The organism is Ramlibacter cellulosilyticus (assembly GCF_014297465.1).
Lineage (GTDB): Bacteria > Pseudomonadota > Gammaproteobacteria > Burkholderiales > Burkholderiaceae_C > Ramlibacter > Ramlibacter cellulosilyticus.
The window spans coordinates 105,958-125,356 of the sequence record NZ_JACORT010000010.1; the positions used below are offsets into that span (position 1 = coordinate 105,958).

Sequence of the window (19,399 nt, forward strand, 5' to 3'; positions counted from 1 at the left end):
GGGATGGGGCCGCAGCGCCCCAGTATCCCCAGCGGCAGCGCGGCGGGAATGGGACCTAGGTCCCGCCCGCCGCGGCTGCGGCCTGCATCACACGATCCAGAAGTCCTGCGCCGTGGGCGTCCCCGTCATCCCTTGCAGGTCGATCACGGCGATCGGCGTGGAGTAGTACTGGCCGTCGGAGCCGTCGGGGTCGTACATCAGCGTGCCGGTCTCCGTGTCGAACGCGACGCGGATCGGGATGTTCATGGCGCTGCCGTACGGGCCGGCCTGGTACGCCATGTCCCACAGCTGCCCCTTCGGCAGGCCGTCGAACAGCGCGCCCGAGAGCTCGATGTGGTCCTCGCCCGCGACGAAGTTCGCGATGTACTCCACGCCTTCGCCCCGCAGCACGTAGGTGTCGGCACCCGCGCCGCCATCGAGCGTGTCGTTGCCCGCGCCGCCGTCCAGCGTGTCGTTGCCTCCCCAGCCGGCGATCATGTCGTTGCCGCCGAGGCCCAGCAGCGTGTCGTTGCCGGGCGTGCCGGGGAGCCAGTCGTCGCCTTCGGTGCCCAGGAGCGGCGGGGGCGCGGAGCCCGGCACCAGTTCGTTGCCGGTGCGGTCGCCGTCGTAGAAGCGGAAGATCTCGACGGTGGAGACGAGGTCGCTGCCGTCGCGGCCGCCGACCAGGTCGGTGACGGTGTAGCGCTGGTTCACGGCATCCCAGGTCACGTCGTATTCGTAGCGCCAGCCGCTGAAGACCGCGGCGTCCTGCCCCTCGCCGCCGTCGATGACGTCGTGGCCCGCGCCGCCGGCCAGGAGGTCGTCGTCCGCCCCGCCGCGCAACACGTCGGCGCCGTCCTGGCCCCTCAGCGCGTCGCTGCCTTCGTAGCCCTCCATCGTGTCCGCGCCGGGCGTGCCGATCATGTAGTCGTTGCCGGCCGTGCCCGGGAGCACCTGGCCGGGCCACGTGCCGTTGTACGTGCTCCAGATGTCGCGCATCCCGTCGTAGAAGCCGACCTGCTCGACGCCGACGAGGACGTCGCTGTCGTGCCCCGGCGAAACGCGGTCGATGAAGCGGAACTCGCCCGTGCCGGCGTCCCAGGTGACGTCGAAATCCCAGGAGTAGCCGCTGAACTGCACCGTGTCGAAGCCGTCGCCGCCGTCGATGTAGTCGTTGCCCGCGCCGCCATCGAGCGTGTCGTCGCCGGCACCGCCGTACACGAAGTCGTCGCCGGCGCGCGTGTAGACGTAGTCGTTGCCGCCGCCGCCGGACACGGTGTCGTAGCCCATGCTGCCGTACAGGCCGTCGTCGGCATCGGTGCCGGCCTGCACCACGCCGTCGCCCTGGCCGGCCACCAGGTTGCTCCAGTCGCGCCAGCCGTCCCGGAACTCGAAGTACTCCACGCGCGTGATCGTGTCGGTGCCGTCGCGCCCGTATCCGTACTGGTCGGCGATGGTGTACTCGCGCGTGAGCGCATTCCAGGTGATGGCGTATTCCCAGGAGTAGCCGCTGTAGCGCGCCATGTCCCACTCGCCGTCGCCGCCATCGAGGCGGTCGTTGCCCACGTTGCCCACCAGGATGTCGTCGCCCGCGCCGCCGTCGATCACGTCGTCGGCAAGCTGGCCGTCCAGGAAGTCCTGGCCATCCAGGCCCTGCAGCGTGTCGTAGCCGAAGCTGCCGTACACCGTGTCGTTGCCGTCGGTGCCGGCGAACGACTCGCCGTCGCCCGCGCCCTGCACGAGGTCGCCGATGGTGTAGGTGCCGTTGCGGAACGAGAAGACCTCGACCGAGCCCACGGTGTCCACGTCGTAGAACCAGTCGTTGTTGTTCTGGATCGTGTAGGTGCGCGTGGCGGCATCCCAGCTGATGCTGTAGTCCCAGCGATAGCCGTCGTAGAACGCGATGTCGACGCCCTCGCCCCCGATGATCACGTCGCGTCCCGTGCCGCCGGACAGCTGGTCGCTGCCGGCACCGCCCTCGAGCGTGTCGTCGGCGCCGCCGCCGTCGAGGCTGTCGTTGCCGTCCAGGCCACGCAGCCGGTCGTAGCCCACGCTGCCCCGCAGGAGGTCGTCGCCGGCCGCTCCATCGAGCAACAGCCCGTCGCCGCCACTGCCGTCGCCCACGTTGTAGATGGTCAGCGTGCCGTCGGCGAAGCCGAAGAACTCCACGCCGCTCACGATGTCGATGCCGTCGCGGCCCTGCACCATGTCGACCACCGTGTACTGGCGCGCCACGGAGTCCCACGTGAACGTGTAATCCGTCCAGCGGCCGGAGAAGCGCGCCATGTCGTCGCCGGCACCGCCGCGCAGCGTGTCGTTCGCGGCGCCGCCGACCAGCATGTCGTTGCCGTCGCCGCCCTGCAGCAGGTCGAAGCCCGCGTCGCCCTGCAGGACGTCGTCGCCTGCGGTGCCGGTGAGCACGATGCCGTCGCCCTCGCCCGGCAGCAGGTCGGCGATGCTGCGCACGCCGTCGGCGAAGTAGAAATGCTCGACGCCGCTCACGACGTCCGTGCCGTCGCCGCCCCAGGGACTCGTGTTCGCGAGGGTGTACTGGCGCGTGGCCGCGTCCCAGGTCACCAGGTAGTCCGCGCGCATGCCGCTGAATTCCGCGACGTCGCGGCCGGCGCCGCCGTCGAGGACGTCGTCGCCGCGCCCGCCGCGCAGCTGGTCGTCGCCGTCCATGCCGTGCAGCGTGTCGCCGGCATCGCCGCCGTCCAGGCGGTCGTTGCCGCGACCGCCCCAGAGTTCGTCGTAGCCGGCGTCGCCCGCGAGGAAGTCGTCGCCGCTCGTGCCGATGATGCGCATGCCGTCGCCCACGCCCGGGACGAGGTCGGCGATGCTGCGCATGCCGTCCGCGAACTGGAAGTACTCCACCCCAGCCACGATGTCCGTGCCGTCGGTGCCCCAGGGGGAGGTGTGCGAGATGGTGTACAGGCGCGTGGCCGCGTCCCAGCTTACCGTGTAGTCGGCGCGCGAACCGCTGAACTCCGCCACGTCGCGGCCGTCGCCGCCCGAGAGCATGTCGTCGCCGCGCCCGCCGCGCAGGCGGTCGTCGCCTTCCCAGCCCCAGAGGATGTCGCCGCCGTCGCCGCCATCGAGCAGGTCGTTGCCCTCCAGGCCGGTCAGGGTGTCGTAGCCCATGCCGCCGACCAGCACGTCGCCTTCGGACGTGCCCGTGAGCGAGACGCCGTCCCCCTCCCCGGGCACCAGGTCCGCGATGCTGTACGTGCCGTCGGCGAACTGGAACACCTCCACGCCGCTGACGACATCGGTGCCGTCGGTGCCCCACATGCCCGTGTTGGCCATCGTGTACTGGCGCGTGGACGCGTCCCAGGCCACGAGGTATTCCGCACGGCCGCCGCTGAAGTGCACGACGTCGGTGCCGTCACCGCCCACGATGGTGTCGTTGCCGCGGCCCCCGCGCAGGCGGTCGTCGCCCGCGCCGCCCTGCAGCACGTCGGCGGCGTCCCCGCCGTCGAGCGTGTCGTTGCCTTCCAGGCCCCACAAGGCGTCGTAGCCCATCGCACCGACCAGCACGTCGCCATCGGACGTGCCCGTGAGCGAGACGCCGTCGCCCTCGCCGGGCAGCAGGTCCGCGATGCTGTACATGCCGTCGGCGAACTGGAACACCTCCACGCCGCGCACGACGTCGGTGCCGTCCGTGCCCCACATGCTCGTGTTGGCGATCGTGTACTGGCGCGCCGTGGCGTCCCAGGTCACGAGGTAGTCCGCGCGACCGCCGCTGAACTGCACCACGTCGGTGCCGTCGCCGCCCACGATGCTGTCGTCGCCGCCGCCGCCGCGCAGCCGGTCGTCGCCCGCGCCGCCCTGCAGGACGTCCGCCCCGTCGCCGCCATCGAGCGTGTCGTTGCCGCCCAGGCCGGAGAGCGTGTCGTAGCCGACGCTGCCGGAGAGAACTTCGTTGGCCGACGTGCCGGCCAGCGTGACGCCGTCGCCACCCTGCACGGGCAGTTGCGAGATCGAGCGCGTGCCGTCGGCGAACTGGAAGAACTCCACGCCGGAGACGGTGTCCGTGCCGTCGCGACCTGCGATCGTGTCGACGATGGTGTACTGGCGCGCGGTCGCGTTCCAGGTGATGCGGTAGTCCGCGAGCGCGCCGCTGAAGACCGCGGTGTCGTTCCCCGTGCCGCCGTCGATGCGGTCGTTGGCCGCGCCGCCCTGCAGCCGGTCGTCGCCGGCGCCGCCGTTCAGCGTGTCGTAGCCGACGCCGCCCGCGAGCGAGTCGTTGCCGGACGTGCCGGTGAACGCGGTGCCGTCGCCGGCGCCGGGCACCAGGTTCGCGATGCTGCGCGTGACGTCGGCGAACTGGAAGTACTCGACGCCGCAAACGTAGTCGACGCCGTCGCGGCCCGAGCGGTGCTCGATGCGGTAGCGCGCCGCGACCGGGTCCCAGCTGATGTTGTATTCGGAGATGGCGTAGCGGAAGCGGACCGTGTCCGTGCCGGCGCCGCCGAGGATCGTGTCGTTGCCCGCGTTGCCGGCCAGCGTGTCGTTGCCCGCGTTGCCGACGATCGAGTCGTTGCCTCCCCCGCCGGAAATGTTGTCGTTGCCCGCGGTTCCCTGGTACGTCGCCATCGGCGCTCCCCCTTGGTTGTTGGGCGCGAGTCTCGCCGCACTCGCAGGGAGCCACCTCATCCGGAGGGATGACTGTTGTGAAAAAGCCCCGGAACGCTCGCACGTTCCGGGGCTCGTAGAGGATTGGAAGTAAGCCGGAGGCTTACGTCGCCGGGCGCATCAGCCCTGGGCCGCCGCGAGCGCGGCGTTGAAGGTCTGGCTCGGACGCATGATGGCGCTGACCTTCTCGCGGTCCGGGAAGTAGTAGCCGCCGATGTCGACCGGCTTGCCCTGCACCGAGTTGAGTTCCTCGACGATCTTCTTCTCGTTCTCGGCGAGCGCCTTGGCGAGCGGCGCGAAGCGCTTCGCGAGTTCCGCGTCGTCCTTCTGCTCCGCCAGGGCCTGCGCCCAGTACAGCGTCAGGTAGAACTGGCTGCCGCGGTTATCGAGCTGGCCGGTCTTGGGCGAGGGGCTCTTGTTGTTGTCCAGGAGCTTGCCCGTGGCCGCGTCGAGCGCGTCGGCGACGATCTTCGCCTTCTTGTTGCCGGTCTTGAGGCCTTCGTCTTCCAGGCTCACCGCCAGCGCGAGGAACTCGCCCAGGGAGTCCCAGCGCAGGTGGTTCTCCTCCACCAGCTGCTGCACGTGCTTGGGAGCGGAGCCGCCCGCGCCCGTCTCGTACATGCCGCCGCCCGCCATCAGCGGGACGATGGACAGCATCTTGGCGCTGGTGCCCAGCTCCATGATCGGGAACAGGTCGGTCAGGTAGTCGCGCAGGATGTTGCCGGTGACGCTGATCGTGTCCTTGCCGCGGATCACGCGCTCCAGCGTGTAGCGCATGGCGCGCACCTGGCTCATCACCTTGATGGTGAGGCCGTTGGTGTCGTGCTCCTTCAGGTACTTCTCGACCTTCTTGCGCAGCTCGGACTCGTGCGGGCGGTAGTTGTCCAGCCAGAACACGGCCTCCATGCCGGAGTTGCGGGCGCGCGTGACGGCCAGCTTGACCCAGTCGCGGATGGCGGCGTCCTTGACCTGGCACATGCGCCAGATGTCGCCCTGCTCCACGTCCTGCGAGAGCAGCACTTCGCCGGTGGCGAGGTCGGTGATGTTGGCGACGCCGTCTTCCGGCACCTCGAAGGTCTTGTCGTGCGAGCCGTATTCCTCGGCCTGCTGCGCCATCAGGCCGACGTTGGGCACCGTGCCCATGGTCTTCGGGTCGAAGGCGCCGTGCCACTTGCAGAAGTTGATGATCTCCTGGTAGATGCGGGCGAAGGTCGACTCGGGGATCACCGCCTTGGCTTCGTGCAGGCGGCCGTCGGCGCCGTACATCTTGCCGCCCTGGCGGATCATCGCGGGCATGGAGGCGTCCACGATCACGTCGTTGGGCGAGTGGAAGTTGGTGATGCCGCGGGCGGAATCCACCATGGCCAGCGCCGGGCGGTGCTCCAGGCACTTGTGCAGGTCCAGCTTGATCTCGTCCTGCTTGGACTCGGGTAGCGTGGCGATCTTCTCGTACAGGTTCGCCATGCCGTTGTTGACGTTCACCCCCAGCTCGTCGAACAGCTTGCCGTGCTTGGCGAAGGCGTCCTTGTAGAAGGTGCGCACGCAGTGGCCGAACACGATGGGGTGCGAGACCTTCATCATCGTGGCCTTCACGTGCAGCGAGAACATCACGCCGGTCTTGTGCGCGTCCTCGATCTGCTTCTCGTAGAAGGCGAGCAGCGCCTTCTTGCTCATGAACATCGAGTCGATGATCTCGCCTTCCAGCAGCGAGACCTTCGGCTTGAGCACCACGGTCTTGCCGGACCTGGTGATCAGCTCCATCTTGACGTCGCGCGCGCGGTCCAGCGTCAGCGACTTCTCGCTGGCGTAGAAGTCGCCGCCGACCATGTGCGACACGTGCGTGCGCGAAGCCGGGCTCCACTCCGCCATGCTGTGCGGGTGCTTGCGGGCGTATTCCTTCACCGCCTTCGGCGCGCGGCGGTCGGAGTTGCCTTCGCGCAGCACGGGGTTCACCGCGGAACCCAGCACCTTGGCGTAGCGCTGGCGGATCGCCTTCTCTTCGTCGTTCTTCGGGTTCTCGGGGTACTCGGGAACCATGTAGCCGCGGGCGCGCAGCTCGCGGATGGCGGCGATCAGCTGGTTCTGCGACGCGCTGATGTTCGGCAGCTTGATGATGTTCGCGTCCGGCTGCAGCGTCTTCCTGCCCAGGTCGGCCAGCGTGTTCGGGACCTTCTGGTCGTCCTTCAGGAACTCGGGGAACTCGCCCAGGATCCGGTTGGCCACGGAGATGTCGCTCTCCACCACGTCGATGCCCGCCGCCGCCGCGAAGGTGCGCACGATGGGCAGGAAGGAATGCGTCGCGAGGTACGGCGCTTCGTCGGTCAGCGTGTAGATGATCTTGGAACGGTCGGCAGCCAAGTGGATGTCTCTCAGGAAGTTGGTGGAGGTCGGCGCATCGCCACTATGCGAGCCCCTATTTTACGCTGTGGAAACGACCCAAGAAAAAAGCCGCCCGGGGGCGGCTTTGCTCTGGATCAGGCGCGCGTCACATGTTGTCGATCATCACCTGCCCGAAGCCCGAGCAGCTGACCTGCGTCGCGCCGTCCATGAGGCGCGCGAAGTCGTAGGTGACCTTCTTGGACAGGATGGACTTCTCGAGCGAGCTGATGATCAGGTCCGCGGCCTGGGTCCAGCCCATGTGGCGCAGCATCATCTCGGCCGAGAGGATCTCGGAGCCGGGGTTCACGTAGTCCTTGCCCGCGTACTTGGGGGCGGTGCCGTGCGTGGCCTCGAACATCGCCACCGAGTCGCTCAGGTTCGCGCCGGGCGCGATGCCGATGCCGCCCACCTGCGCGGCCAGCGCGTCGGAGATGTAGTCGCCGTTGAGGTTCAGCGTGGCGACGACGCTGTACTCCGCCGGCCGCAGCAGGATCTGCTGCAGGAAGGCGTCCGCGATCGCGTCCTTCACGATGATGTCGCGGCTGGTGCGCGGGTTCTTGAACTTGCACCACGGGCCGCCGTCGATCTCCACCGCGCCGAACTCCTTCTTCGCCAGGGCGTAGCCCCAGTCGCGGAAGCCGCCTTCCGTGAACTTCATGATGTTGCCCTTGTGCACCAGCGTGACGGAGGGCTTGTCGTTGTCGATCGCGTACTGGTAGGCCTTGCGCACCAGGCGCTCCGTGCCTTCGATGGACACCGGCTTGATGCCGATGGCGGAAGTCTCGGGGAAGCGGATCTTGTTGACGCCCATCTCCTTCACCAGGAAGTCGATGACCTTGCGCGCCTTGGCGCCGCCGGCTTCGTATTCGATGCCCGCGTAGATGTCTTCCGAGTTCTCCCGGAAGATCACCATGTTGGTCTTCTCGGGCTCCTTCAGCGGCGAGGGCACGCCCTTGAAGTACTGGATGGGGCGCAGGCAGACGTAGAGATCGAGTTCCTGGCGCAGCGCCACGTTCAACGACCGGATCCCGCCGCCCACGGGCGTGGTCAGCGGCCCCTTGATGGAGACGACGTACTCGCGCGAAGCCTCCAGGGTCTCGTCCGGCAGCCAGACGTCGGGGCCGTACACCTTGGTGGCCTTCTCGCCGGCGTACATCTCCATCCAGTGGATCTTCTTGCGGCCGCCGTAGGCTTTCGCGACGGCCGCATCCACCACCTTGAGCATCACCGGGGTGATGTCGAGGCCGGTGCCGTCTCCCTCGATGTACGGGATGACCGGCTCGTCCGGCACGTTGAGGGACATGTCGGCGTTGACCGTGATCTTCTCGCCTTGCGACGGGACCTGGATGTGCTGGTAGGCCATGCGGAAATTCTAGCCCGCGGCCGGGCGGCGGCCGGGCGCTGTCAACCGCCGCCGGCACTGCCGCGTTGGCGGGATGTCTGACATTCGTTAGGCATTTTCCAAAACGATCCGAAGGAAACACCATGAGCAAGATCCTCGCTGCCCTGATCGCCGGCCTGTTCTCCGCCGCCGTCTTCGCCCAGGCCACCCCGGCCACCCCCGCGACGCCCGCCACCCCCGCCGCTCCCGCCGTGAAGGCCGAAGCGAAGAAGGAAGAAAAGGCCGCCGCCAAGACCGAGAAGAAGGAAGAGAAGGCCGAAGCCAAGACCGAGAAGAAGAAGGTCGCCAAGAAGGACGCCAAGAAGGCCGAAGCCAAGAAGGAAGAGAAGAAGTCGTAATCCGGCGTCTTCCATCCCTGGAAGCAAGGGCCGCCCTCGGGCGGCCCTTGTCTTTGGTTCGGGAGAAACCCTCGGGTGTCAACGCGCCGCGGCCACATGCCGTTACGGATGGGCCGCCCTGCACGGGGTGGTCGAAGACACCTGAACCACCTCGAAAGGACTCTCCATGAGCAAGCTGCTGGCCGCCCTGGTCGCATCCCTGTTCGCCGTCTCCACCGCGTTCGCCGCGTCGCACGCGGGTGCCCCGATGGCGGGTGCTTCCGGTGCCAAGGCCGAAGCCAAGGCGGAGAAGAAGGACGTGAAGGCCGACAAGAAGACGACCAAGAAGTCCGCGAAGAAGTCCACCGCCAAGAAGGACGCCACGAAGGAAGAGAAGAAGAGCTGAGCCACGGCTCGCCCGGATCACGGAAATGCCCGCTGCGCGCGGGCATTTCTCATTCCCGCCCGACAATGCACCCCATGAAGAAGTCCCTCGCCCTTGCCGCCGCCGTGCTGGCGTTCGCCGCCTTCGCCCAGGAACCGCAGATGAACCTGCCGCGGGTCAAGCTGCGGGCGGGCATGCACGTCATCGACGCCCAGGTCGCCGCCACCAACGAGCAGCGCATGACCGGCTTGATGTTCCGCCAGGAGATGCCGCAGCACGAAGGCATGCTGTTCGTGTTCGAGCAGCCGTCGCAGCAGTGCTTCTGGATGAAGAACACCCTGCTGCCGCTGGCCATCGCCTTCGTGGCCGACGACGGCACGATCGTGAACCTCGACGAGATGCAGCCGCAGACCACCGACTCGCACTGCTCCACGAAGCCCGTGCGCTACGTGCTGGAGATGAACAAGGGGTGGTTCGCCAAGCGCGGGATCAAGGCGGGGGCGAAGCTGGAAGGGCCGCCGTTCAAGTAAGCCGGAACGACAAAAGGGCCGCGATGCGGCCCTTTCTGGGGAAGCCCTGGGTCCCCGCCTTCGCGGGGATGACGGACGTCAGGCGAAGTTCTTCGCCGCGAAGTCCCAGTTCACCAGCTTGTCGAGGAAGGTCTCGACGAACTTCGGGCGCAGGTTGCGGTAGTCGATGTAGTACGCGTGCTCCCACACGTCCACGGTCAGCAGCGCCTTGTCGGCGGTGGTCAGGGGCGTGCCGGCCGCGCCGGTGTTGACGATGTCGACGGAGCCGTCCGGCTTCTTCACCAGCCAGGTCCAGCCCGAACCGAAGTTGCCGACGGCGGACTTCACGAAGGCTTCGCGGAAGGCCTGGTAGCTGCCCCACTTGCTGTTGATCGCCTGCGCCAGCGCGCCGGTGGGCTCGCCGCCGCCCTGCGGCTTCATGCAGTTCCAGAAGAAGGTGTGGTTCCAGACCTGGGCGGAGTTGTTGTAGATGGCGCCCGAGGACTTCTTGATGATGTCCTCCAGGGGCATGTTCTCGAACTCGGTGCCCTTCTGCAGGTTGTTGAGGTTCACCACGTAGGCGTTGTGGTGCTTGCCGTGGTGGTATTCGAGCGTCTCCTGCGAATAGTGCGGCGCCAGCGCGTCGATCGGGTACGGCAGGGGGGGCAGGACGTGTTCCATCTTCTTCCTCGGTGGTTCGTGGTTTGAACGGGGGATTCTAGGGACGATTCTGCGCGCCGGGCGGCAGCACCCGCAGATCAACCTCGCCGTCGGCAAGGGCGGCGCGCACGTGCTGGCCCGCATGGGCCTGCGCCGCGCTGGTGACGGGGTGTCCCGATGCGGCGTCGGTGAGCAGCGCGTAGCCGCGCTGCAGCACGAGCCGCGGATCGAGCAGCTGCAGGCGCATCTCCAGGCGTTCGCAGCGCTGGCCCGCGCGCTCCAGGCGCGCCGTCGTGCCGGTGCGCAGGCGCTCGCGCGCGGCGCGCAGCTCGTCCTGTGCGCGGCGGGTGCGCGCGGCCAGTGCGAAGCGCAGGCGCTGGGCCTGCCGCTCGATGCGCAGGTGCTGCTGGGCCGTGCGCGACGAAGGCCGGCCGAGGTGCGCCGCAGCCTGGTCCAGGCGCTGGCTCGCGCGGTCCAGGCGCCGCAGCGCGGCTTCCTGCAGGCGCTCGTGCATCATGCCCAGCGCCGAAAGCCAGGTCTCCAGCGGCTGGGCCGCGAGTTCCGCGGCAGCCGTGGGCGTCGGTGCGCGCAGGTCCGCGCAAAAGTCCGCGATGGTGAAGTCCGTCTCGTGGCCGACGCCGCTCACCAGGGGCACCGGGCTCGCCACGATCGTGCGCGCGAGCTGCTCGTCGTTGAATGCCCAGAGGTCCTCGATGGAGCCGCCGCCGCGCACCAGCAGGATCACGTCGATCGTGCCGCGTTCGGCGAGCCGGTACAGCGACTGCAGGCTCGCGACGAGTTCACCGGCGGCCTGGCCGCCCTGCACGGACGAGGGGGCGAGCACCACGGGCACGTGCGGCGCGCGGCGGCGCAGGCAGGTCACCACGTCGTGCAGCGCCGCGGCACCGAGGGAGGTGACGATGCCGATCCCTTTCGGCAGCAGCGGCAGGTCGCGCTTGCGCGCACCGTCGAACAGCCCTTCGGCTTCGAGCTTCGCCTTGAGGCGGAGGAACTGCTCGAACAGCGCGCCCTGCCCCGCGCGCCGCATGCTCTCGACGACCAGCTGCAGGTCGCCGCGCGGCTCGTACACGCCGAGCCGGCCCGTGACTTCCACGAGCTCGCCGTCGCGCGGCACGAATTCCAGCAGGCTCGCGGAGCGGCGGAACATGGCGCAGCGCACCTGTCCCTGCGCGTCCTTGAGCGCGAAGTAGCAATGCCCGCTGGCGGCGCGCGAGAAGCCGGAGATCTCGCCGCGCACGGCCACGGGGTTGAAGCGGGCCTCGAGCGCGTCGGCCACGGCGCGGCAGAGCGCGCCCACGGCCCAGATGCGGCGCGTGCCCGCAGCGGGTGCACCGTCCGTCAACAAACCAGCGGTCCCTCCGGGTAAACCCCATGGAAATCCATCCACAGAGCTTGGAATGCAGGGCTGCGCGCGACGACGACCGTGGGGATGCTGATTTTTCCGAGCAAGCCCTTGATTTCAAACGGTTTTTTCCTGCTCATTTCGTCATCGTTCTGTCACGGTGAAGCGTGGGTGCGGCCCGGCGGCCTGGGGAGGGGGGTTTCTCAACAAAGTTATCCACAACTTTTGTGAGTGTCGTCCTACGGCCACGGCATTGCGTCCTACGCGCGCGGGGACGAATCCTACAGTGGCGGCGTCCCTCATAATCCGCCGCACGCGACGCGCGAAAAACGCGTGCTTGCAGCAGTAAAGAGACCCCGGCGGAGGACCCCCGTTTGCTTTCGATCATACAAGCCGCAGGCTGGCCGATCTGGCCGCTGGTAGCCTGCTCCATCCTCGCTCTCGCCCTCATCATCGAACGGTTCATCAGCCTCAAGGCCGGCAAGATCGCCCCGCCCCGGCTGCTCGACGAAGCGCTGGCCGTGTCCCGCACTTCGGTGCCCGCGCCCGACGTGGTGCGGCAGCTCGAGCAGAACTCCGCCCTCGGCGAAGTTCTGGCGAGCGGCTTCCGCGCCCTGAACTCGGACCCGCGCTGCACCGAGGCCGACCTGCGGGCCAACATGGAGAACACGGGCCGGGCCGTGGCGCACCGCCTGGAGCGCTACCTGAACGCCCTGGCGACGATCGCCTCGGCCGCGCCGCTGCTGGGCCTGCTGGGCACCGTCATCGGCATGATCGAGATCTTCGGCTCCCAGAGCCCGGGCGCCGCCACCGGCGGCAACCCGGCGCAGCTGGCGCACGGCATCTCGGTGGCGCTCTACAACACGGCCTTCGGCCTGATCGTCGCCATCCCCGCACTGATCTTCTGGCGCTACTTCCGCGGCCGGGTCGACGAGTACCTGCTCACGCTCGAACTCGCCGCCGAACGCTTCGCGCGCCACCTGAACCACCTGCGCCGCGCCTGAACGCATGAACTTCCGTCCCCGCGCCAAGGACGAACCGGAGATCAACCTGATCCCGTTCATCGACGTGCTGCTGGTCGTGCTGATCTTCCTGATGCTCACCACGACCTACAGCAAGTTCACCGAGATGCAGCTGAAGCTGCCGGTGGCCGACACCGAGGCGCAGCGTGACTACCCCCGGGAGGTCATCGTCGCCGTGTCGGCCGACGGCCGCTACATGGTGAACAAGGTGGCCGTGGACGGCCGCAGCGCGGACACCCTCGCCCCGTCGCTGGCCGATGCCGCCAAGGCCGGCAAGGACTCCGTGGTCATCATCAGCGCGGATGCGACCGCCCCGCACCAGTCCGTGATCACCGTGATGGAAGCGGCACGGCGCGTCGGCCTGTCGCAGATCACCTTCGCCACGCAGTCCTCGGCGGCGGCCGGCAAGTGAGCGCGCTGCAGCGCGCGTGGCTGCGCCGCGGCGCGGTCGCGTGCCTGCTGTATCCCCTCTCCCTCCTGTACGGCGCGCTGGTCGCGCTGGATCGCAAGCGGCGCCGGCCCGAGCGCCTGCCCGTGCCGGTGGTCGTCGTCGGCAACGTCGTGGCGGGCGGTGCAGGCAAGACACCCGTGGTGCTCGCCGTGCTGGACCACCTGCGGCAGCGCGGGATCCCCGCGGGCGTGGTCTCGCGCGGCTACGGGCGCGAGGGCGACGCCTGCATCGAGGTGCAGCCGGACGACCCGGCATCGCGCACGGGCGACGAGCCGCTGCTGCTGCGCCGGCGTTCCGGCGTCCCCGTTTTCGTGGCGCCTCGCCGCGCCGATGCGGGCCGCGCGCTGCTGCAGTCGTATCCCGCGACGCGCGTCATCGTGAGCGACGATGGCCTGCAGCACCATGCGCTCGCCCGGGACGTGGAGGTCTGCGTGTTCGACGGGCGCGGCGTGGGCAACGGCTGGCTGCTGCCGGCGGGCCCCTTGCGCGAACCGTGGCCGCGGCGCGTGGACCTCGTGCTCGCGCACGGGCAACCGCCCGGGGTCGACGCCACGCCCATGCAGCGCGCGCTCGCGCCCTTCGCCGTGCGCGCCGACGGCACGCGCAAGCCGCTGGCGGAACTGCGGGGCGTTCCCGCGCAGGCACTGGCCGGCATCGCCAACCCCGAGGTCTTCTTCGGGATGCTGCGCGACGGCGGCCTCACGCTCGCGGCGACGCACGCCCTGCCCGACCACCACGACTTCGCCGACGCGCAGCGCTTCGCCGCGGACGCGACGCTCGTGTGCACGGAGAAGGACGCGGTCAAGCTCTGGCGCGTGCGCCCCGATGCCTGGGCCGTGCCGCTGCAGGTAGAGATTCCCGCCGCCTTCTGGCAGGCCTTCGATGCGCTGCTGGACGCGCGGCTATGATCGCGCCATGGATCCCCGCCTCCTCGAGCTGCTGGTGTGCCCCGTGACCAAGGGGCCGCTCGACTACGACCGCGAGCGCCAGGAACTGCTGTCGCGCAGCGCGCGCCTCGCCTATCCCATCCGCGACGGCATCCCCGTCCTGCTGGAAGAGGAAGCCCGCACGCTCTCCGACGACGAACTCGAGCGCCTGCCCGCGCGCACCCCGCTCGTCTAGCGCGATGCGCTTCACCGTGCTGATCCCGGCGCGGCTGGCGTCCACGCGCCTGCCCGACAAGCCGCTCGCCGACATCGCGGGCCTGCCCATGGTCGTGCGCGTGGCGCAGCGCGCCGAGCAGTCCGGCGCCGCGCAGGTCGTCGTCGCCGCCGACAGTTCGCGCGTGGCCGATGCCTGCAGCGCCCACGGCGTGCGCGCGGTGCTCACGCGCGCCGACCATCCTTCCGGCAGCGACCGCCTCGCCGAAGCGTGCGAGCTGCTCGGGCTGGAGCAGGACGACGTGGTCGTCAACGTGCAGGGCGACGAGCCCTTGATCGACCCCGCGCTGATCGACGCGGTGGCGCAATTGCTCGAGCAGCGGCCGCAAGCCAGCATGAGCACGGCGGCGCACGCGATTGGCAGCGTCGACGAGTTCCGCAACCCGAACGTCGTGAAGGTGGTCCTGCAGGCCGACGGCCTGGCCATGTACTTCAGCCGCGCGCCCATTCCGTGGTGGCGCGACGGCTTCGCGAACGGCATCGCCGCCCTGCCCGCGCCCGCGCCGCTGCGGCACGTCGGCATCTACGGCTATCGCGCGGGCTTCCTGCGCGCATTCCCGAAGATGCCGCAGGCGCCGGTGGAAACCTGCGAGGCCCTGGAGCAGATGCGCGCGCTGTGGCACGGCCACCGGATCGCGGTGCACGTGACCGATGCGGCGCCCGGCCCCGGCGTCGACACGCCCGAGGACCTGGAGCGCGTCCGGCGCCATTTTTCCGCCCTGGGCTGACCCCCGCCGCGTCAGTTCCGCGTAGAGGGTGCGTGCTATCCTCCGCGGCAACAGGTGCGACGGCGGCGCGGGAGGCGCCTTGCCCGCAGTGCCGCGAGCGAATCCAAAACCATCCGAGGACCCCCGATGAGACTGATCCTGTTGGGCGCGCCAGGCGCCGGCAAAGGAACACAGGCCACCTTTCTCTGCCAGAAGTACGGCATTCCCCAGATCTCGACGGGCGACATGCTGCGCGCGGCCGTGAAGGCGGGCACGCCGCTGGGCCTCGCCGCGAAGAAGGTGATGGATTCCGGCGCGCTGGTCAGCGACGACATCATCATCGGCCTGGTGAAGGAGCGCCTCGCGCAGCCGGACTGCGCGCGCGGCTTCCTCTTCGACGGCTTCCCCCGCACGCTGCCGCAGGCCGACGCGATGAAGAACGCCGGCGTGAAGATCGACTGCGTGCTGGAGATCGACGTGCCCTTCCAGGCGATCGTCGAGCGCATGAGCGGCCGCCGCTCGCACCCGGCTTCGGGCCGCACCTACCACGTCAAGTTCAACCCGCCCAAGGTGGACGGCAAGGACGACGTGACGGGCGAGCCGCTGATCCAGCGCGACGACGACCGCGAGGAGACGGTGCTCAAGCGCCTGGAGGTCTACGCGGCGCAGACGCGCCCGCTGGTGGACTACTACAGCAACTGGTCCAGGACCGACCCGCAGAACGCACCCAAGGTGCGCAAGATCGACGGGCTCGGCAGCGTCGACGAGATCACCGCGCGCGCGCTCACGGCCCTCGCCGACTGCGGCGCCTGATCACGAAGCCGGGCTGGACCGCAGCCCGTACGCCCTGCCGTCCACGTAGAGGTATTCCGCCCGGACGACGGGCTCCTTCTCCCCCTGCAGCGTGTACCCCAGCACGCCCACCGTCGCGCCCACCTTCACGGGCGCGACGCGCCATGCGTCCAGGCGCGTGAGCGGCGCGAGCTCGATGGTCCAGCGGCGGTCCTTGCGCGCGGGCGCCACGGCGCGACCCAGCAGCACGCGGCCGTCGACGGGCGCGGCTTGCGCCGGCACCTCGCGCGAAGCCACGTCCGCCGGGAGGCGGTAGTCGGGGGGCAGTTCCAGTTCCAGCTCCGCGTGCGGGTTCTGCCAGCGCACGGCGACCACGCGGCCCTGCACGAAGACGGGGCGGTCCTGGTCGAAGCTGCTCCAGCCATGGTGGGCGCGGGCAGCGAGCGGGGCGGCCAGCGTGGCCAGCAGCAGGGTACGGCGGGTCGTCATCGTTGCTCCTTCTAGCGGTAGGCGATCCAGCGGCCGCAGGCGAGCACGGCCAGCCAGGTCAGGGTGGACAGCACGAGTTGCGCGCGCGCGGCTGCGTCGCAGCGCGCGAGCGAGTTGCGTCCGTGGAACCAGAGCGCATTGCATCCTGCCACGAGGATCAACAGCATCTTCAGGGTGAAGGCGCGGTTGGCGAGCAGCTCGGCCGGCTGGCTCGCGAACATCAGCAGGCCGCTGCCGGCCGCGAGCGCGAAGCCGCTCACCGCGATCGTCAAGGCGAGGCGCGCGAGCGGCAGCACCGGCAGCGCGGCGCCGCGGCCGAAGACGCGCAGCTCCAGCAGCACGAGGTTGCCCAGCAGCAGCGCGATGCCGAAGATGTGCACCATCTCCAGCACCGGGTAAGCCCACGGGTGCGACTGCAGGCCCGCGAACATCAGGCCATCAGCTCCAGCATGAGCGCGATGCGCGCCTTCACCGGCGAGAGCCCTTCCGCCGCGGGCAGGCGGCTCCCCGCATGCGGCAGGATGCGCCCGAGCGGACAGCGCGTGGCGCGCCGCACCGCGATGCCGCTGGCCTGGGCGCGCAGCAGCGCTTCTTCCAGCGCGTGGTGGACGGTGCCGTTGCCGGTGGTCGCGACGACGAGGCCGGCGACGCCGTCCTGCACCAGCGCGTCGACGACGGCGCTCCCGGCGCCGGCGTGGCTCAGGACGATCTCCACGCGCGGCCAGGTCTCGGGCAACGCGGTCACCGCGCGCACCGGCTTGCCTTGCGGCCACGCCCGCAACATGCGCACGCGACCTTCCTCGACGTAGCCCAGCGGGCCGGCGTCGCCCGACGCGAAGGCGTCCAGGCGGTACGGGTGCACCTTCTGCACGTCCGGGGCGCCGTGCAAGGTGCCCGCGAACACGACGCACACGCCCGAGGCCTGCGGCGAAGCGGCGACGGCGAGCGCATCCGCGAGGTTCTGCGGGCCGTCCGGCGCCGCGGAGGTGGCCGGGCGCATCGCGCCCGTCATCACGACGGCCTTATGCGGTGCCAGCACGGACTGCAGGAAGAACGCGGTCTCCTCCATCGTGTCGGTGCCGTGCGTCACCACCACGCCGCCGACGTCGCCCTGGTCCAGCCAGTGCGCGCAGCGCTGCGCGAGCCTGCGCCAGATGGCGAAGTCCATGTCCTTGCTGTCGATGTTCGCGACCTGTTCCGCCACGAGTTCGACGCCTTCCGGGGCCACGACCCCCGAGAGCAGGTCCGCCACGCCGACCTCGCCGGCCTTGTAGCCGACGTTGTCCGCGGCCGATGCGGCGCGGCCCGCGATGGTCCCGCCGGTACCCAGTACCACGATTCTTCGCTGCATCACTTGCATTCCCGCCCAAACTGTTCAAAAATACAGATACTGGATAACAACACAGTAACCCTCTCGCGCAAGCGCCAGGAGCCGCGTTCATGGACACACCGAAGCTGACGCCCCGCCAGCAGCAGATTCTGGACCTGATCCAGAGCGCCATCGCGCGCACCGGCGCCCCGCCCACGCGCGCCGAGATCGCCGCCGAGCTCGGGTTCAAGTCCGCCAACGCGGCGGAAGAACACCTGCAGGCCCTCGCGCGCAAGGGCGTGATCGAGCTCGTGAGCGGCACGTCGCGCGGCATCCGCCTGCAGGGCGAGACGCTGCGGGCGCTGCACGAGTCGCGCACCAAGCAGTTCCAGCTGCCGATGCAGAGTTTCGCGCAGCTGGCGCTGCCGCTGGTGGGCCGCGTCGCCGCCGGCTCGCCCATCCTCGCGCAGGAACACGTCGACCAGACCTACTACGTCGAGAGCGGGCTGTTCCAGCGCCGGCCCGACTACCTGCTGAAGGTGCGCGGCATGTCGATGCGCGACGCCGGCATCATGGACGGCGACCTGCTCGCCGTGCAGTCCACGCGCGAAGCGAAGAACGGCCAGATCATCGTGGCGCGGCTGGGCGACGACGTCACCGTCAAGCGCTTCCGGCGCAACAAGCACCTCATCGAGCTGCACGCGGAAAACCCGGACTATCCCACCATCGTCGTGGAACCGGGCGAGCCCTTCGAGGTGGAGGGCGTGGCCGTCGGCCTGATCCGCAACACCATGCTCATGTAACCCCCGCGGCGTCCGCAGGTGGCAGGCGTATGGCGAGGCATCGCCATCACCCTGCGGCCGCCGCATGTCCCAGTGAATCCTGCCTGTGTCTTTCCATCCAAGGAGTTGTCACATGGCAAACGCTTTCTTCCTCCCGCTGGCCAACCTCTTCGCGTCGCTGCAGGGCCTGGCTTCGTTCTTCGCCGGCCGGCCTGGCGCCACCGCGTACGTGCCGGAGCGCGCGCCCGTGCGCACGCCGGTGTGGCAAGGGCCCGTGCGCCAGCCGCCCGCGCGCCCGCAGCCGGCCAAGGCGCTGCGCATCGTGCGGGTGGTGGAGCCGTGCGCCTCGCGCGCCGTGGCGGGGCGCATGGTGATCTCCGGCCGCATGGCCGACGTCTGCGCGGAGCTCGACCGGCTCGCCGCCCTGGAAGCGGGCAACGACACGGGCACGCTCGCGCGGGCCGTGGGCTGGCGCTGAATTACTTCTGCGCGCCCGCCAGGTAATCGGCCTTGCCCAGGTCCACGCCGTTGTGGCGCAGGATCGCGTACGCCGTCGTCACGTGGAAGAAGAAGTTCGGCAGCACCCAGGTGGTGAGGTAGGCCTGCGCCGTCATGGTGCGGGTCTTGTCGCGGCCGACCGGGAAGGTGACTTCCTTGTCCTCCGTGCCGTCCAGCTTGTCCGCCGGCACGGTCGCGAGGTAGTCCAGCGTCTTCTGGATGCGCGCCTTCAGCTCGGGGAAGGTCGCCTCGGTGTCGTCGAACCTGGGCGCCTCGACGCCGGAAATGCGGGCGACGCCCAGCTTGGCGGCGTCGCAGGCGATCAGGATCTGGCGCGTGAAGGGCAGCATGTCCGGCGCCAGGCGCGCGGTCGCCAGCACGGAGGCGTCGAACTTGCGCACCTGGGCGCTGGCCTCGCCCTTGTCGAGGATGTGGCTCAGGTTGCGCAGCATGTGCTGGAAGACGGGGACGCTGCCGGTGTACATGGAAAGGGCCATTCGCGGGAACTCCTGGAAACGAAAAGGCCGCATCCTAGCGCCGCCGTGCGACGCCTGCCGCGG

The 19,399-nt window shown here is 69.4% G+C and carries 20 protein-coding genes; 11 read left to right on the top strand and 9 right to left on the bottom strand.

Translation table 11 applies throughout. The features are described from left to right. Window positions 1–87: 87 nt before the first annotated feature. The 3 genes from H8N03_RS20780 to icd all read right to left on the bottom strand — a co-directional run bounded on the left by H8N03_RS20780 (window position 88) and on the right by icd (window position 8,356). Window positions 88–4,575 (bottom strand): calcium-binding protein, encoded by a 4,488-nt coding sequence (locus tag H8N03_RS20780; protein WP_187078140.1) that lies wholly within the window; start codon window positions 4,573–4,575, stop codon window positions 88–90. 159 nt (window positions 4,576–4,734) lie between these two features. Then, window positions 4,735–6,972, bottom strand: a complete 2,238-nt coding sequence (locus H8N03_RS20785; protein WP_187078141.1) for an NADP-dependent isocitrate dehydrogenase — start codon at window positions 6,970–6,972, stop codon at window positions 4,735–4,737. Window positions 6,973–7,099: 127 nt separating this feature from the next. Further along, on the bottom strand, window positions 7,100–8,356 hold the full coding sequence (gene icd, locus H8N03_RS20790) for an NADP-dependent isocitrate dehydrogenase (RefSeq protein WP_187078142.1): 1,257 nt from the start codon (window positions 8,354–8,356) through the stop codon (window positions 7,100–7,102). 122 nt (window positions 8,357–8,478) lie between these two features. Here icd and H8N03_RS20795 point away from each other — a divergent pair, with 122 nt between their 5' ends. The 3 genes from H8N03_RS20795 (at window position 8,479) to H8N03_RS20805 (ending at window position 9,627) form a co-directional block, all read left to right on the top strand. Next, entirely contained in the window at window positions 8,479–8,733 is a 255-nt protein-coding gene (locus tag H8N03_RS20795; protein ID WP_187078143.1) for a hypothetical protein, read from the top strand. Window positions 8,734–8,899: 166 nt separating this feature from the next. Next, entirely contained in the window at window positions 8,900–9,118 is a 219-nt protein-coding gene (locus H8N03_RS20800) for a hypothetical protein (RefSeq protein WP_187078144.1), read from the top strand. Window positions 9,119–9,192: 74 nt separating this feature from the next. After that, entirely contained in the window at window positions 9,193–9,627 is a 435-nt protein-coding gene (locus H8N03_RS20805; RefSeq protein ID WP_255428317.1) for a DUF192 domain-containing protein, read from the top strand. Window positions 9,628–9,705: 78 nt separating this feature from the next. Here H8N03_RS20805 and H8N03_RS20810 read toward each other — a convergent pair whose 3' ends face one another. Further along, window positions 9,706–10,287 (bottom strand): superoxide dismutase, encoded by a 582-nt coding sequence (locus H8N03_RS20810; RefSeq protein ID WP_187078146.1) that lies wholly within the window; start codon window positions 10,285–10,287, stop codon window positions 9,706–9,708. Between the two features lie 37 nt (window positions 10,288–10,324). Next, window positions 10,325–11,632, bottom strand: coding sequence for an exodeoxyribonuclease VII large subunit (xseA, locus tag H8N03_RS20815; RefSeq protein ID WP_187078147.1), 1,308 nt, complete (start codon window positions 11,630–11,632; stop codon window positions 10,325–10,327). A gap of 371 nt (window positions 11,633–12,003) precedes the next feature. On the opposite strand from xseA, the gene H8N03_RS20820 reads away from it, so the two are divergent. The 6 genes from H8N03_RS20820 to adk all read left to right on the top strand — a co-directional run bounded on the left by H8N03_RS20820 (window position 12,004) and on the right by adk (window position 15,782). After that, complete coding sequence (locus H8N03_RS20820) at window positions 12,004–12,633, top strand: MotA/TolQ/ExbB proton channel family protein (RefSeq protein WP_187078148.1); 630 nt, start codon at window positions 12,004–12,006, stop codon at window positions 12,631–12,633. Between the two features lie 4 nt (window positions 12,634–12,637). Then, window positions 12,638–13,063: an ExbD/TolR family protein gene (locus H8N03_RS20825; protein ID WP_187078149.1), complete on the top strand. Its 426-nt coding sequence runs from the start codon at window positions 12,638–12,640 to the stop codon at window positions 13,061–13,063. After that, window positions 13,060–14,010: a tetraacyldisaccharide 4'-kinase gene (lpxK, locus tag H8N03_RS20830; RefSeq protein WP_187078150.1), complete on the top strand. Its 951-nt coding sequence runs from the start codon at window positions 13,060–13,062 to the stop codon at window positions 14,008–14,010. Before H8N03_RS20825 ends, lpxK begins: the two co-directional genes overlap by 4 nt. 7 nt (window positions 14,011–14,017) lie before the next feature. After that, the gene (locus tag H8N03_RS20835; protein ID WP_187078151.1) at window positions 14,018–14,224 is read left to right on the top strand and encodes a Trm112 family protein; all 207 of its coding nucleotides are present in this window, start codon (window positions 14,018–14,020) and stop codon (window positions 14,222–14,224) included. A 4-nt stretch (window positions 14,225–14,228) separates the two neighbouring features. Beyond that, window positions 14,229–14,990, top strand: a complete 762-nt coding sequence (gene kdsB, locus H8N03_RS20840; RefSeq protein WP_187078152.1) for a 3-deoxy-manno-octulosonate cytidylyltransferase — start codon at window positions 14,229–14,231, stop codon at window positions 14,988–14,990. A 126-nt stretch (window positions 14,991–15,116) separates the two neighbouring features. Further along, the gene (gene adk, locus H8N03_RS20845; RefSeq protein WP_187078153.1) at window positions 15,117–15,782 is read left to right on the top strand and encodes an adenylate kinase; all 666 of its coding nucleotides are present in this window, start codon (window positions 15,117–15,119) and stop codon (window positions 15,780–15,782) included. Here adk and H8N03_RS20850 read toward each other — a convergent pair whose 3' ends face one another. The 3 genes from H8N03_RS20850 to H8N03_RS20860 are packed head-to-tail and all read right to left on the bottom strand — an operon-like array spanning window position 15,783 to window position 17,601. Continuing rightward, entirely contained in the window at window positions 15,783–16,250 is a 468-nt protein-coding gene (locus H8N03_RS20850) for a DUF6152 family protein (protein ID WP_187078154.1), read from the bottom strand. It lies immediately after the preceding gene. An 11-nt stretch (window positions 16,251–16,261) separates the two neighbouring features. Then, a complete protein-coding gene (locus H8N03_RS20855; RefSeq protein WP_187078155.1) occupies window positions 16,262–16,681 on the bottom strand; it encodes a hypothetical protein in 420 nt (139 codons plus the stop codon). After that, complete coding sequence (locus H8N03_RS20860; protein ID WP_255428319.1) at window positions 16,681–17,601, bottom strand: asparaginase; 921 nt, start codon at window positions 17,599–17,601, stop codon at window positions 16,681–16,683. The genes H8N03_RS20855 and H8N03_RS20860 overlap by 1 nt, the downstream gene beginning before the upstream one ends. A gap of 89 nt (window positions 17,602–17,690) precedes the next feature. Between H8N03_RS20860 and lexA the strand changes: the two genes are divergently transcribed. Further along, window positions 17,691–18,362 (top strand): transcriptional repressor LexA, encoded by a 672-nt coding sequence (gene lexA, locus H8N03_RS20865; RefSeq protein ID WP_187078157.1) that lies wholly within the window; start codon window positions 17,691–17,693, stop codon window positions 18,360–18,362. Between the two features lie 112 nt (window positions 18,363–18,474). Continuing rightward, window positions 18,475–18,819, top strand: a complete 345-nt coding sequence (locus H8N03_RS20870; RefSeq protein WP_187078158.1) for a hypothetical protein — start codon at window positions 18,475–18,477, stop codon at window positions 18,817–18,819. A gap of 1 nt (window position 18,820) precedes the next feature. On the opposite strand, the gene H8N03_RS20875 is transcribed toward H8N03_RS20870, so the two are convergent. Then, on the bottom strand, window positions 18,821–19,336 hold the full coding sequence (locus H8N03_RS20875; RefSeq protein WP_187078159.1) for a DUF1993 domain-containing protein: 516 nt from the start codon (window positions 19,334–19,336) through the stop codon (window positions 18,821–18,823). Window positions 19,337–19,399 lie beyond the last annotated feature (63 nt).

Bases quoted from the DNA above. Each gene is read 5' to 3' on its own strand.
- H8N03_RS20780 (WP_187078140.1), bottom strand. From the start codon at position 4,575: ATGGCGACGTACCAGGGAACCGCGGGCAACGACAACATTTCCGGCGGG.
- H8N03_RS20860 (WP_255428319.1), bottom strand. From the start codon at position 17,601: ATGCAGCGAAGAATCGTGGTACTGGGTACCGGCGGGACCATCGCGGGC.
- H8N03_RS20870 (WP_187078158.1), top strand. From the start codon at position 18,475: ATGGCAAACGCTTTCTTCCTCCCGCTGGCCAACCTCTTCGCGTCGCTG.
- H8N03_RS20875 (WP_187078159.1), bottom strand. From the start codon at position 19,336: ATGGCCCTTTCCATGTACACCGGCAGCGTCCCCGTCTTCCAGCACATG.
- H8N03_RS20855 (WP_187078155.1), bottom strand. From the start codon at position 16,681: ATGTTCGCGGGCCTGCAGTCGCACCCGTGGGCTTACCCGGTGCTGGAG.
- H8N03_RS20850 (WP_187078154.1), bottom strand. From the start codon at position 16,250: ATGACGACCCGCCGTACCCTGCTGCTGGCCACGCTGGCCGCCCCGCTC.
- H8N03_RS20825 (WP_187078149.1), top strand. From the start codon at position 12,638: ATGAACTTCCGTCCCCGCGCCAAGGACGAACCGGAGATCAACCTGATC.
- H8N03_RS20835 (WP_187078151.1), top strand. From the start codon at position 14,018: ATGGATCCCCGCCTCCTCGAGCTGCTGGTGTGCCCCGTGACCAAGGGG.
- H8N03_RS20795 (WP_187078143.1), top strand. From the start codon at position 8,479: ATGAGCAAGATCCTCGCTGCCCTGATCGCCGGCCTGTTCTCCGCCGCC.
- H8N03_RS20805 (WP_255428317.1), top strand. From the start codon at position 9,193: ATGAAGAAGTCCCTCGCCCTTGCCGCCGCCGTGCTGGCGTTCGCCGCC.
- kdsB (WP_187078152.1), top strand. From the start codon at position 14,229: ATGCGCTTCACCGTGCTGATCCCGGCGCGGCTGGCGTCCACGCGCCTG.
- H8N03_RS20800 (WP_187078144.1), top strand. From the start codon at position 8,900: ATGAGCAAGCTGCTGGCCGCCCTGGTCGCATCCCTGTTCGCCGTCTCC.
- lexA (WP_187078157.1), top strand. From the start codon at position 17,691: ATGGACACACCGAAGCTGACGCCCCGCCAGCAGCAGATTCTGGACCTG.
- H8N03_RS20810 (WP_187078146.1), bottom strand. From the start codon at position 10,287: ATGGAACACGTCCTGCCCCCCCTGCCGTACCCGATCGACGCGCTGGCG.
- adk (WP_187078153.1), top strand. From the start codon at position 15,117: ATGAGACTGATCCTGTTGGGCGCGCCAGGCGCCGGCAAAGGAACACAG.
- icd (WP_187078142.1), bottom strand. From the start codon at position 8,356: ATGGCCTACCAGCACATCCAGGTCCCGTCGCAAGGCGAGAAGATCACG.